Source organism: Chryseobacterium artocarpi, assembly GCF_001684975.1.
GTDB lineage: Bacteria > Bacteroidota > Bacteroidia > Flavobacteriales > Weeksellaceae > Chryseobacterium > Chryseobacterium artocarpi.
On sequence record NZ_MAYH01000049.1, the window covers coordinates 63,423 to 77,114 of the forward strand.

12 protein-coding genes are annotated in these 13,692 nt (G+C 35.5%); 7 read left to right on the forward strand and 5 right to left on the reverse strand.

What is annotated here, in order from left to right; genetic code table 11:
• Positions 1 to 40 precede the first annotated feature (40 nt).
• Entirely contained in the window at positions 41 to 481 is a 441-nt protein-coding gene (locus tag BBI01_RS19580; RefSeq protein ID WP_065396338.1) for a DUF6646 family protein, read from the reverse strand.
• Between the two features lie 185 nt (positions 482 to 666).
• Between BBI01_RS19580 and BBI01_RS19585 the strand changes: the two genes are divergently transcribed.
• On the forward strand, positions 667 to 1,416 hold the full coding sequence (locus BBI01_RS19585) for a nitrilase-related carbon-nitrogen hydrolase (protein WP_065396339.1): 750 nt from the start codon (positions 667 to 669) through the stop codon (positions 1,414 to 1,416).
• A gap of 46 nt (positions 1,417 to 1,462) precedes the next feature.
• Here the strand turns inward: BBI01_RS19585 and BBI01_RS19590 are convergent, their stop codons facing one another.
• The 4 genes from BBI01_RS19590 to BBI01_RS19605 form a co-directional block, all read right to left on the reverse strand.
• Positions 1,463 to 1,762: a thioredoxin family protein gene (locus BBI01_RS19590; RefSeq protein ID WP_065396340.1), complete on the reverse strand. Its 300-nt coding sequence runs from the start codon at positions 1,760 to 1,762 to the stop codon at positions 1,463 to 1,465.
• Positions 1,763 to 1,779: 17 nt separating this feature from the next.
• On the reverse strand, positions 1,780 to 2,151 hold the full coding sequence (locus BBI01_RS19595) for a rhodanese-like domain-containing protein (RefSeq protein WP_065396341.1): 372 nt from the start codon (positions 2,149 to 2,151) through the stop codon (positions 1,780 to 1,782).
• Between the two features lie 4 nt (positions 2,152 to 2,155).
• The gene (locus tag BBI01_RS19600; RefSeq protein ID WP_065396342.1) at positions 2,156 to 3,565 is read right to left on the reverse strand and encodes an MBL fold metallo-hydrolase; all 1,410 of its coding nucleotides are present in this window, start codon (positions 3,563 to 3,565) and stop codon (positions 2,156 to 2,158) included.
• A 211-nt stretch (positions 3,566 to 3,776) separates the two neighbouring features.
• Positions 3,777 to 4,850 carry a hypothetical protein gene (locus tag BBI01_RS19605; RefSeq protein WP_123862189.1) on the reverse strand — a complete coding sequence of 358 codons (1,074 nt, stop codon included), beginning with the start codon at positions 4,848 to 4,850 and terminating at the stop codon, positions 3,777 to 3,779.
• Positions 4,851 to 4,986: 136 nt separating this feature from the next.
• Between BBI01_RS19605 and BBI01_RS19610 the strand changes: the two genes are divergently transcribed.
• The 6 genes from BBI01_RS19610 to miaB all read left to right on the forward strand — a co-directional run bounded on the left by BBI01_RS19610 (position 4,987) and on the right by miaB (position 13,689).
• The gene (locus BBI01_RS19610) at positions 4,987 to 6,513 is read left to right on the forward strand and encodes a helicase HerA-like domain-containing protein (protein ID WP_065396344.1); all 1,527 of its coding nucleotides are present in this window, start codon (positions 4,987 to 4,989) and stop codon (positions 6,511 to 6,513) included.
• A 139-nt stretch (positions 6,514 to 6,652) separates the two neighbouring features.
• Complete coding sequence (locus tag BBI01_RS19615; RefSeq protein WP_065396345.1) at positions 6,653 to 7,876, forward strand: 3'-5' exonuclease; 1,224 nt, start codon at positions 6,653 to 6,655, stop codon at positions 7,874 to 7,876.
• 250 nt (positions 7,877 to 8,126) lie between these two features.
• Complete coding sequence (gene lysA / locus BBI01_RS19620; protein ID WP_185114366.1) at positions 8,127 to 9,329, forward strand: diaminopimelate decarboxylase; 1,203 nt, start codon at positions 8,127 to 8,129, stop codon at positions 9,327 to 9,329.
• 343 nt (positions 9,330 to 9,672) lie between these two features.
• Complete coding sequence (locus BBI01_RS19625) at positions 9,673 to 11,406, forward strand: thiamine pyrophosphate-dependent enzyme (RefSeq protein WP_065396347.1); 1,734 nt, start codon at positions 9,673 to 9,675, stop codon at positions 11,404 to 11,406.
• 144 nt (positions 11,407 to 11,550) lie between these two features.
• Positions 11,551 to 12,030, forward strand: a complete 480-nt coding sequence (locus BBI01_RS19630) for an energy transducer TonB (RefSeq protein ID WP_065396348.1) — start codon at positions 11,551 to 11,553, stop codon at positions 12,028 to 12,030.
• A 222-nt stretch (positions 12,031 to 12,252) separates the two neighbouring features.
• Positions 12,253 to 13,689 (forward strand): tRNA (N6-isopentenyl adenosine(37)-C2)-methylthiotransferase MiaB, encoded by a 1,437-nt coding sequence (gene miaB / locus BBI01_RS19635; protein ID WP_065396349.1) that lies wholly within the window; start codon positions 12,253 to 12,255, stop codon positions 13,687 to 13,689.
• Positions 13,690 to 13,692: the final 3 nt, after the last annotated feature.

The window sequence follows — 13,692 nt, forward strand, 5'->3', positions numbered from 1 at the left end:
CTCGAAACGAGAAGCTTTGTCATATTTAAGGACTATTTGATTATAAATTGAATGAAACACCAAGACTTCCGTTATTACCTACCTCTGCAAACACTCCAATTCTTTCTGTAAAGAAGTATCTGGCTCCGATATGGGCGCCTATTCCAAAGTCTTTTCCAAGAACACCAACATCTACACCAGGATAAATGTCAAGTTTTGCAGGCAGGCTCAATGCTTCCTGTAAGTGAAAGTTCAACCTTCCGAAAACAAAAACACGATTGTCTTTGTCGTTATTCTTGTAATTACTGAAATAACCGTTAAGCCCAGCACCTACTGATATGAGCTTATTAAGCCCGTAATCGTAAGTACCTGTAATACCTGTTCCATATCCCCAAGCGCTTAATCCCAATTGAACTTTCTGATCTCCTTTTCCTGTCCATGCCTGAGCATGAGCTGTAACACCGAAAAAGAAAATCATCACCATAAAAACCAATTTCTTCATAAATTTTTTTAATTTTTAATGATATTAATAAAAAATACCTGTATCAAAAATAGAACCGAAACGTATTGAATACTATAAAAATAGCAGACTTTAATAAATATTAAGAATTGTAAGAAGCTTTTCCTGATTAAACATAAAAGACGTATTTTTATACAACAGATTTGGAATAATAAAAAAGTAAAAAGATGAAGATTGTAGGACTTAATTTAGATATTGTCTGGAAAAATAAAGCTGAAAATTTTAAAATAATAGAGAGTGAACTTCAAGATCTAACTGCAGATCTGTTTCTACTTCCTGAAATGTTTTCCACAGGTTTTTGTATGGATGCATCAGAAGTCTCCGATAGAAATGACGAGTCTCTGGAGTTTTTAAAGAAAATTTCTAAAGATAAAAATGCTGCATTCTGTGGAAGTGCTCCAGTAGAAGAAAATGGTAATTTTTACAACAGGATGTATTTTGTACAGCCTACAGGTGAGGTTACTTTTTATAATAAAAGACATTTATTCTCATTCTCAGGAGAAGATAAGGTGTATACACCCGGAAAAGAACGTATAATTGTTGACTACCAAGGAGTAAGGTTTCTTCTTCAGGTTTGCTATGATCTTCGTTTTCCTGTTTTTGCAAGAAATAATGATGATTATGATGCTGTTTTATATGTTGCAAACTGGCCAGAAAAAAGAGTAGGAGCGTGGGAACATCTTTTAAAGGCAAGAGCTATTGAAAATCTCTCTTTCGTTTTTGGGTTAAACAGAATAGGAACGGATGGGAATAATTTATTCTATCAGGAAAGCTCTCATTGTTTCTTTGCTGATGGACGGGAAATTGCAGATAAAAAAGGAAATATTGTATCCGCTGAACTGGATATGAATGAACTGAATGATTTTAGAACACACTTCCAGTTTTTAAATGACAGGGATCATTTTTCAATTGATTAATAAAAAATAATGCTGAATATCATTGATAATCAGCATTATTTTAATCTTAAATATATTGTTGCAGCAGATTGGTTAATGTATTGACATCATGTACTCCGCTTTCTTTCCATAGAAGTTCTCCGTTTTTGAAAACTGCCAATGTAGGAACTCCTCTTACTCCGTATTGTGCTGCAAGAGCTGGATACTGGTCTACATCTACCTTTATAATTCTGGCACCTTCACCAATATTTTCTTTTACTGTATTTAAAACCGAAGACTGAACCTTGCAGGGCTGGCACCAAGTGGCAAAAAAGTCGATAAGTACCGGTCTTTCGGAATTGATGATTTCCTGAAATTTTTGTGACATATAATTGGGTTATTAATTTACTTTTTATTGGCTTCGTCCTGAATGCCTTTTACGTTTTTCCAACTTGTTCCATCATAGGCTTCCACCCCGTTTTTCTTTAGGATTTCCATTGCCTGATCTGCCTGTACGCCTTTATTGCAGAAAACCACTACTTTTTTTCCTTTCAACGTTTCAATATTATTCTGAATTTCTGCTAAAGGAATATTGATGGCATTTTTTGCCGTTCCTGCAGCATATTGTTCAGGAATTCTAACGTCAACTAAAGTTACATCGGAACTGGTTACCACTTCTTTGATGTTAGCTTTTGCTACAGTAGGTGTATGATTTGTTTTACAGGCATTTAACGTCAAGAGTGATGCTAGGGCAAATCCAAAGAAATTGATTTTCATGAGCTTATGATGTTTTGGATTGGCAAACAAAGTCTGTAGTTGGAAATTTCTCTGTCTTTTTGATCCCGTTAAAACCTCCTTCTATTTCTGTAAAGTTTCTGATTCCGTGTGAATTAAGAATACTTGCTGCGATCATACTTCTGTACCCGCCTGCGCAGTGAAGGAAGAAATGTTCAGAGTCATCAAGATTACGTGCCCACTCACTGATGGAATCCAAAGGTCTGTTGTAAGCATTGTCAATATGTTCTGCAGAATATTCTGTCAGTTTTCTTACATCAATTACTTTGGCATCAGGTGTGAACTGCTCTGCAAACTCAGCGGGAGAAATTCTTTTCACTTCATCCGTTTCTTTCCCTGCATTTTTCCATGCTTCAAAACCTCCTTTCAGATATCCTAAAACATTATCAAAACCTACTCTGCTTAATCTGATGATTACTTCTTCCTCAGTTCCCTCATCTGTAATTAGTAATAAAGGATGCTTTACATCTACGATAAGAGTTCCTACCCAAGGGGCAAAATCACCTTTTAATCCAATATTAATGGAGTTGGGAACAAAACCTTTATGGAAATCTGCTGCTCCTCTTGTGTCAAGAATTAAAGCTCCTGACTCTTCTGCTAAAGCTTCGAAATCTTCTGGAGAAACAGGTTGTAATCCTTTGTTCATAACTACTTCCAGACTTTCATAACCTCCTTTATTTAAGGCTACATTCATTCCGAAATATTTTGGTGGAGCAGTCAGCCCGTCAAGTACTTCCTTCACAAAGGTTTCCTTATCCGGTTGATTAAGTGCGTAATTTGTTCTTTTCTGATTACCTAAAATGTCTACCGTTTCCTTTTGCATATTTTTTCCACATGCAGAACCGGCTCCGTGAGCGGGATATACTGTAATGCTGTCATCTAAAGGCATGATCTTAGTCTGAAGGCTGTCATACAGAATTCCGGCAAGGTCTTCCTGGGTAAGACTTGTAGCCTTTTGAGCAAGATCTGGTCTTCCGACATCTCCTAAAAATAGCGTGTCTCCTGTGAAAATTGCCGTTTCAGTACCGTTTTCATCTATTAAAAGGTAAGTGCTGCTCTCCATGGTATGCCCTGGAGTATGAAGTACTTTTATTTTTATTTTTCCAATTTCAAAAACCTGATTGTCTTCTGCAATGATAGCATCAAATTCCGGTGCTGCAGTAGGTCCGTATACAATAGGAGCTCCTGTTTTTTTGCTCAGATCCAAATGTCCTGATACAAAATCAGCATGGAAGTGGGTTTCAAAAATATATTTTAAAGTGACATTGTCTTTTTCCAGACGATCAAGATAAGGTTTTACTTCTCTTAGAGGATCTATAATGACAGCTTCATTTTCTGATACAATATAATAGGCACCCTGAGCCAGACAGCCCGTATATATTTGTTCAATTTTCATTGGGTATTTTTTTAATAGTTAAAGATACAAAGTATTAGATAAATTCTAAATCAAATGTTAAATTCCATTGATAGTTTCTTTCAATACTTACGTTAAACAAATGTTTAATGCACGTTGTTTTCAGCAAAAAGAATGCCTTACATAAGGTCAATTTACAAATGCTGTTTTATATCATGTTTGTTAAATGAAATGAGAATTATATACAGTTTACTTACTGTATTCTGTAAAATAATGAATAAAGAATTTCATTAGTGGTTGTAGAAATTCCTTTGTCTATTTTGAACTGGTTGTAATCTTCTTCTTTATCTGCACCTTCCTGATAATCAATCAATCCTTTGTATTTATCATAGATGTGATCTTTGATTCTTCCGTTGTCTGCGATTCTGATCATTTCACTAAAATAGTTTTTAGTACTTTCCTGCATTGTCCAGTCATTTTCATGAGCCTTGTAGAATTCTATCATTTTCTCAATAGAATATACTTCAGAATCAATTTTCATATCATTGAATCCCGTCATGACTTCTTTCTTTTCAAGGTTGTTTTTCATCCATTCTATTTTAGCCTCAGCTGCAGCAATAGTTGCTTTAGTCATCATAGAATCTCTTTTTACAATAGGAGATAATCTTAGATCCGGAACGTTCTCTATTGGAAGTGGATTTTTAGCGGCAATGTTTAATATTCCAAAATAATTTTCAACCTTTTCTTTCAGTTCTGAAATCTGAGCTTTCGTCATATTATCGCTTGAAACCCGCGTTTTAAAATCCCATGTTCCACATTCATAAATGGCAAGAAGTGAGCTTTTATCCGTAAACTTTACTCCTTTGAAAAAATCGCGTTCACCTAGTGCGTGATCAAATATTGAGTAGGTGTAATTTACCTTTGCATTATCATTGGAAAGGCTTCCGAAAGAAGGTTTCAGATTAGTTTTCTTATTAGAGTTTTGGTAAAGAACATAATGATAAGCTTCAAAATTGTCTCTCAGTAATTGATTGTCAACAATTTTTTTAGGATATAAATATAATGTAAGAGTTGTTTTGTTCTTTTTGGTTATTTGTTGCACATAGCTTACAACAATATGTTTATTCTGAGGATCATAAGATTGTATACTTTCTCTTTGAAAACCAGCCCAGAATTCAGGAAATATTACAGAAGTGGCAGGCTGAGTAAAATCTCCTTTAATGGCTAGAGTTACAGGTCTTTTGCGTTCTTGGGAAAAAATAACAGTAAATAAAAGAGAGAAAGCGATGATTAAATTTTTTTTAAATAGCATCATTGATAATCGCATATGGCATTATTTTTAATAGCTAAAGTAAACATTAATTTATTAAACATAAAAACAAAACTTACAGGTATAATATTGTTTTGGTGATTAAATATTTTACAAAAACCTTTATATTTATAAGTTAAAAAAAAGTGATCAGATGGCAGACAAAGCACAATTTATTGAAGAATTAAATGCAAGATACACTCCGAAGGGAGATCATATTATATTAGGAAAAGGAATGTTGAATGGAGAAGTCGTTACAGAAGTGAATGTTACTATTCCTTTGAAAACAATTAACCGTCACGGACTTATTGCCGGAGCTACCGGAACAGGAAAGACAAAAACATTACAGGTTTTCGCAGAACAGCTGTCTCATCAGGGAATTCCATCATTAGTTCTGGATATCAAAGGAGACTTCTCTGGAATTGCCGAAGCAGGGCAAATGAATTCCATCATTGAAGAGAGATATGCAAAAACGCAGCTTCCATACACTCCACAAGGCTTTCCGGTAGAATTGATGAGTATTTCCGGCGGAAAGGGAGTGAAATTAAGAGCTACAGTGACTGAATTTGGTCCTGTTTTATTAAGTAAAATTCTTCAGCTTAACGATACTCAGCAAAGTATCATGTCCATTGTATTCAAATATTGTGATGATAAAGGACTTCCTTTAATTGATTTTAATGATTTGAAAAAAGTATTGCAATATGTAACAGATAATGCCCAGGGAAAAGCAGAGCTTGCAGCCAACTACGGATCAATAGCGCCGGCTTCATTGGGAGCGATCTTAAGATCAATTGTTGCATTAGAACAGCAGGGAGCGGCAGACTTCTTCGGTGAATTGAGCTTTGATGTTCAGGATTTGCTGGAGAAAAGAGATGGCAAGGGTGTTGTTAATATTATGAGAGTATCAGATATTCAGAATAAACCTCAATTGTTCTCCACCTTCATGCTTTCTCTTTTTGCGGAAATCTACATGACATTTCCTGAAGAAGGAGACAGCGGAAAACCGAAACTGGTATTATTTATAGATGAAGCACATTTACTTTTTGATGAAGCTTCAAAAGCTCTTCTTTCGCAGATTGAAACGATGGTAAAACTGATCCGTTCCAAAGGAGTGGGAATTTATTTTATTACACAGATCCCGGGAGATGTTCCTGAAAGTGTTTTATCTCAGCTAGGTCTGAAAATTCAGCATGCATTGAGAGGCTTTACAGCAAAAGATAAAAAAGAAATCACAAAAGCCGTTGAAAACTATCCAACGACTGAATTTTACAATGCGCCAAGCCTTATTCAGAATTTGGGAATTGGAGAAGCATTTGTAACAGCTTTGGATGAAAAAGGTATTCCTACACCATTGGTTCATACTTATCTTATCTCTCCGGAATCCAGAATGGATGTTCTGAGTGAAACGGAAGTTACAGATTTGACATCAAGATCTGCGATGGTTGCTAAGTACGAAAAGGCAATAGACCGAGAGTCTGCTTATGAAATACTAACTGCCAGAATGGAGCAGGCTGCACAGAATCCTACCTCTACCCAAAGATCAAGACCGGTAAAAGAAGAGCCGGGAATGTTTGAACAGGTATTACAAAGTAAGGCAGGAAGAACTTTTACCAATACATTGATGAGAGAAGGAGCAAAGGCAATCCTTGGAATGTTTGGTCTGGGAGGCAGAAGAAGATAGTATTGAAGTATAATCTATGATTACCTGCTATATTTGATATATTTTTTGTTACTTTAGCAGGTTATCTTTACTGATGGGGAAGTAATATCGGAGTAAAGAATTAAGATTTTAATTAAAAAAGCAGTTAACGGGAAAATCAATGTATTCGATTATAGACATAGAAAGTAATGGTGCAGGTTATAGAAATGAGTGCATTATAGACATTGCCATCTACAGATATGATGGTCAGAAAATTACGGACCAATTTATATCTCTTGTCAATCCGGAAGGAGACATCACTCCTTTTGTACAAAAGTTGACAAGTATTACCCCGAAAATGGTTAAAACTGCCCCGAAATTCCATGAAATAGCTAAAAGAGTTATTGAGATTACGGAGAATACAACTTTAGTAGGACATAATATTGACTTTGATTACAGAATGTTGCGCCAGTCATTCAAAAGGCTTGGTTATGATTTTAAAATCAATACTTTAGATACAATTCCTTTAGCTAAAAAACTTATTCCTGATGAGGTAAGTTATTCATTGGGAAAACTGGTGAAATCATTAGGAATTCCTTTGACCAATCATCACAGAGCAGATGGAGATGCAAGAGCAACTTTAGAACTGTTCAAACTTCTGATATCAAAAGATACTGAAAACGAGATTATCCAGAAGCAACACGATGAAACCAATGCTAAAACCTATATCAATAAGATTAAGGAACTGACTCAGGATCTTCCCAATGATAAAGGATTCGTATATTTTCAGGACGAGGCAGGAAGAATTATTTTCACAGATTATGTGCAGGATATCAATAAATTTTCAAAAAAAGTTTTCAATTCCAAATCAAAAAAATGGGAACAGGTTCAGAAAGACTCAGAACAGATTAATTTTGAACTTACCGGAACAGATATTATTGCCAAACTGATCCTGAATTCCAAGAATATTAAGAAAAAAGAAGTTTTACCTTTCGGACTATATTTCAGGAACAACAAATACATTGTTGAAAAAAATACACTCAATAAAACAGAGAAACCTATTCTTAAATTCCGGTCATTTACTCAGGGAACAAAAGCTGTTCAGTTTATTGGAACTCAGGAAGAATATAATGATGTTGCCGTATTAAAACAGAAAATAGAGTTCAGAAAAAGGAATGAACTTTGGCTGGGTACAGGGAGAAAATTAGGGGAAAAACTATTCCTGATCATTGAGAACGGAAAAGTAATATCTTTTGGATTCTATGAGTTGTTTACACAGATACAGACACTAAGTAAACTTGCCAAACTAAAAATAGACCTTCCGATTTCTTCACCGGACTTGAATAATGAACTCCAATTAGCCCTTCTCCGCGGAGATTTTGAGACACTGCCACTACCGAAATAATAGAAAATCTACACGTTACAGGTAAGAGGCTTGTTCAATAGAATGGTCTTAAAGTGAAAAATAAATAGTATTTTTGTAAAAAATAAATAGAAGCAATGCAAAATTTTAAACAAATTAAAACTGGAAAAAAGGGAGCGGTAAGGTTCTCTAAGGTTTGGAATATTTAAAAGAGTTGTCTTGCATAAAAAATAATTAATGTGGCAGACTCTTTTTTGGAAGAATCTGCCTTTTTTTATGTTAAAATGAAATTATGAATTCAAAAGAATTATTAAAGATTGCCAATGAGTTTGGTACACCGGTGTATGTTTACGATGCAGAATCGATCAAAGTGCAATATGAAAAACTTACATCTTCTTTTTTAAAACATACAAAGTTTTTCTATGCGGCGAAGGCATTGACGAACATTAATATTCTTAAGTATGTCAAGAACTTGGGTGCTTCTTTGGATTGTGTATCTATAAATGAGGTTAAGCTTGGATTAAAGGTAGGATTCCCGAAAGAAAAAATACTCTTTACTCCAAACTGTGTGGATCTGGCAGAAATAGAAGAAGCAATGGCTTTTGGAGTTCATATAAACATTGATAACATTTCTATCCTTGAGCAGTTCGGGAATAAATACGGGAATTCTTATCCGATTTTTGTAAGAATCAACCCGCATATTTTTGCAGGAGGAAACTATAAAATTTCAACAGGTCATATCGATAGTAAATTCGGGATCTCCATTCACCAGCTTCGTCATATTGAAAGAGTGATGAAAAGCACAAACGTGAATGTTGAAGGTCTTCACATGCATACAGGAAGTGAAATCAAAGACCCGGAAGTTTTTCTACAGGCTCTGGATATCATGCTAGAACTTGCGGAACATTTCCCTAATTTGAAGTATCTGGATATGGGAAGTGGTTTCAAAATCCCTTATCAGGATAGTGAAGAAGAAACAGACGTTAAAACGTTAGGTAAAAAAGTTGAAAAAGTTTTAGGCGAATACACAAAAACAACAGGGAGAAAATTCGAATTATGGTTTGAACCAGGAAAATTCCTAGTTGGAAAAAGTGGTTATCTTTTAGTAAAAGCGAATGTAATCAAACAAACGACGGCAACTGTTTTCGTGGGAGTAAACTCAGGCTTCAATCATTTGATCCGTCCGATGTTCTATGATTCTTACCATATGATTGAAAACCTTTCCAATCCAAAAGGAGCAGAAAGAATTTATACAGTAGTAGGAAACATCTGCGAAACGGATACATTTGCATGGGACAGAAAACTAAACGAAGTGAGAGAAGGGGATATTCTTGCGTTCCACAATGCAGGAGCATATGGTTTTGAGATGAGTTCAAATTTCAATTCAAGATTAAAGCCTGCAGAAGTTTTATTCCTTGATGGAAAAGCTCATTTGATCCGAAAAAGAGATGAATTTGAAGACTTACTGAGAAACCAGATTGAAGTGGTGATGTAAGAAATATGAAATAATAAACGAGCGGCTGTCCTTTTTGGGCGGTCGTTTTTTTATATAAAATACTTGTATTCCATTAATAAGCTAAATTTTACTTTTTTTAAAGTCTATAATACTCTCTCTACATAGCAAATTTATAAAGGAAAAAACACAAAACGTATATTATTTTTTTTACTCTGAAAGCTTTGAGTTAAAATAAAACCTAGTTGTTCAATTTCAATAAAAGTTACAATTTTTTTAATAATAAATCCTGTCGGAATTTCCAATTAATTAATTAAATTTGATAGAGTTAGGAAATTTATCTCAATTGTGATAAATAAAAAATAACCATCAAATTTATTTAATTATGGCTAAAAATATAGCAGAGCAAATTGTAGAAATGCTCGAAAATGCCAATGTGAAAAGGATTTATGCAGTAACAGGTGACAGTCTCAATCATCTCAATGCCGCAGTTAAAAAAAGTAGTATCAAATGGATTCATGTGAGACATGAAGAAGTAGGAGCCTATGCCGCTGCCGCTGAAGCTGAACTTGATGGTTTTGCGGTATGCGCAGGAAGTTCCGGTCCAGGTCATGTTCACCTTATCAATGGAGTATACGATGCACACAGATCTCATGTTCCCATGTTGGTTATAGCATCTACAATTCCCAGTGATGAAATGGGAATGGATTATTTCCAGGAAACCAACACGATAAAGCTTTTTGATGATTGTAGTCATTACAATCAGATGATCACAAGACCAGAGCAGGTACAAAGGGTTATGCAGACTGCTATTCAGCATGCTATTTCTAAGAAAGGTGTAGCAGTGATTGGGCTTCCGGGCGACGTTTCTGAAATGGACGCAGAAGAAGCAACCACTTCTAATCAGATTTTTAAAACCAATCCCATTGTAAGACCATCAGATGATGAACTGAAAAATCTTGCCACTTTAATCAATAATAGTAAAAAAATAACTCTTTACTGCGGTGTTGGAGCAGCTGATGCGAATAGAGAAGTTGTAGAACTTTCCGGACTGTTAAAAGCGCCGGTGGGATATTCATTCCGTGGAAAAATGGCAATTCAGCCCAACAATCCCAATGAAGTTGGACTTACAGGATTGCTGGGATTTCCTTCCGCTTATCACGCGATGCATGAAGCAGACCTTGTAATTCTTCTTGGTACTGATTTTCCGTATCAGAAATTTATGCCTGTAAAAAATAAAATAGTTCAGATAGACGAAAGTCCGGAGCGATTAGGACGAAGAGCAAAACTCGAGTTGGGTTTAGCAGGAGATATCAAACAAACCATCAGAGCTCTACTTCCTATGATTACTGAAAAAACAAATGTCAATTTTCTCAATGAGCAACTTGCCTTTTATGATAAAGTAAAAGAAAATCAGATGGAATACGTCAAAGACTTTGGTAAAGAAGACGCTATTCAGCCGGAATATGTAACCCATACTTTAGATAGATTAGCAAAAAAAGATGCAATCTTTACAGTAGATACGGGAATGTGTTGTGTCTGGGGAGCCAGATTTATTACAGGTACAGGAGAAAGAAAAATGCTAGGCTCTTTCAACCATGGATCAATGGCAAATGCAATGCCTATGGCAATCGGAGCTTCTCTTACCTATCCTGGAAAGCAGGTAATTGCTATGTGTGGAGACGGTGGATTATCTATGTTATTGGGGGATATGGCTACCATTTTTCAATATAAACTTCCAGTAAAGCTGATTGTTTTCAATAACAGAACCCTGGGAATGGTAAAGCTGGAAATGGAAGTTGGTGGAATGCCGGATAATGAAACCGATATGATTAATCCAGACTTTGCATTAGTAGCACAAGCGATGGGATATCCAGGAAAGAATGTTCATAAACCAGAAGAGGTAGAGAATGCTATTAAAGAATGCCTGAATCATGAAGGACCTTACCTTTTAAATATTTTTACCAATCCCAATGCATTAGCACTTCCTCCGAAAATTGAATTTGATCAGATCGTTGGAATGACGAAATCTATGACTCAGCTGATGCTGGGTGGGAAAATGGATGAGGTTTTAGAAACTGTAAAAAGTAATTATAAGCATATCAAAGGACTATTGTAAACAGATATAAATGTATTATAAACATCCTTTGAAAGTTTAATCATCACGCTATTCTCAGAACTTCATACTTTGTGTGAAGTTTTTCTTTTTTGTAAAGGGTGGAAATATTTACCTTTGCTTAATAATTCTATAACAAATCAAGCTATGAGAACGTTACTTTTATTTTTTGCCTTATGCGTTGCAAACTTCACATTTGCCCAGGAGCTTGAGGATAGGGATGATTCCTTTATCGTTGAAAACAATAAAAACCTTTTCAAAATAGATATTAAAGAACCTTTTCTACAGGTAGCTGTAAAGTGTAATGATTTTAAACCTGCATCCTTCGAAGGAGGAGCTTCAGCCTACAAATATTTATTGAGTAAATACATGTATACCTATCTGAATGCAGATTTTTATACTTTGACCGGAGACTTTACATTTACATTAATTATTGATACTACAGGAAGAGTTATTGATGCGGTAGGCGCTCCTAAAGTTTTACACAGTGAAGCTTTCTTTGATGATATGCAATATGTGGTAAGAAGAATCAAGAAAAACTGGACCCCGGCAACTTGTGATGGACAGCCTGTAAAATCCCAAATGAAAGTAAAAATGAATTTCTCGTCTCTGTCTGTGGACATGTAATCTAAACCAAAAGTAAAAGGAAGATAAAGCCCCCTCACGGACAACAAATTCTTATAAAAAACAAACCATTTTTCACATTAATTTTTATCGTAAATATTTAGTGGAAGATAGCCCTGCCATTCTGTCACAATATTTTGTATCTTTGCAGACTTATCTGTTCGTAGTTTAAAATTCACGAAGTAATTTATCGTGTTTTTAAATGAGAACCTTAAATTGATTATCGTGCAGGAAAAATATATAGACGAAACAAAACAGGGCGAAGCTTTTGCTATAGCCGAAAGACCGGAAAATTCTAAGAAACTGTTTTTAGAAAGCTATGGTTGTCAGATGAACTTCTCAGACTCTGAAATTGTTGCATCCATCCTTAATGAACAAGGATACAATACAACAATGAAAGTAGAAGAAGCAGATCTGATCCTGTTAAACACTTGTTCTATCCGTGAAAAAGCTGAGCAAACCGTAAGAATGCGTCTTTCCCAATTCAAGAATCTTAAAAAAGAAAGACCAAATATGACGGTTGGTGTTCTTGGATGTATGGCTGAAAGATTGAAAACTAAATTCTTAGAAGAAGAACAATTAGTTGATCTGGTTGTTGGTCCGGATGCGTACAGAGATTTGCCAAACCTATTGAAAGAAACGGATGATGGTAGAGATGCCATCAATGTAATTCTTTCAAAAGAAGAAACTTACGCAGATATCAATCCGGTTCGTTTAGGCGGAAATGGAGTTACAGCTTTTGTTACCATTACAAGAGGATGTGATAATATGTGTACTTTCTGTGTAGTACCGTTTACAAGAGGAAGAGAAAGAAGCCGTGATCCACACTCCATCATTGAAGAATGTAAGGACCTGTGGAACAATGGATATAAAGAAATTACACTTTTAGGACAAAACGTAGACTCTTACTTATGGTACGGAGGAGGTCCTAAAAAAGATTTTGCCAAAGCTTCAGAAATGCAGAAAGCTACAGCTGTTAACTTTGCACAGTTACTTGATCAGGTAGCTAAAGCAGTTCCGGAAATAAGAATCAGATTCTCTACATCAAACCCTCAGGATATGAGCCTTGATGTATTCAGAATGATGGCAAAACACGAAAACATCTGTAAATACGTACACCTTCCTGTACAGAGCGGAAGTAATAATATGCTTGAAGCCATGAACAGGCAGCATACCCGTGAAGAATACCTTGAATTGATCAGAAAAGCGAAGGAAATTGTTCCGGAAGTAGCTTTCTCTCAGGATATGATTGTTGGATTCTGCAATGAATCAGAGCAAGATCACCAGGATACATTAAGTCTGATGAAAGAAGTAGAATATGACTACGGTTATATGTTTGCCTATTCAGAAAGACCAGGAACTCCTGCACACAAAAAAATGGAAGATAACATTCCTGCGGATGTGAAGCAGAGACGTCTTGCTGAGGTTATTGCACTTCAGGGAGAGCTTTCCAGAATGAGAATGAAATCTTATGTAGGAAGAATGCATCAAATTCTGATCGAAGGAACTTCCAAGAAAAACGAAAACCAATGGAAAGGAAGAAACTCTCAGAATGCTGTATGTGTTTTCGATAAGTTAGAAGGACAGCAGATTGGTGACATTGTGAACGTTTTTGTTTATGATAATACCCAAGGCACACTTTTAGGAAGAATAGCAGAATAATTT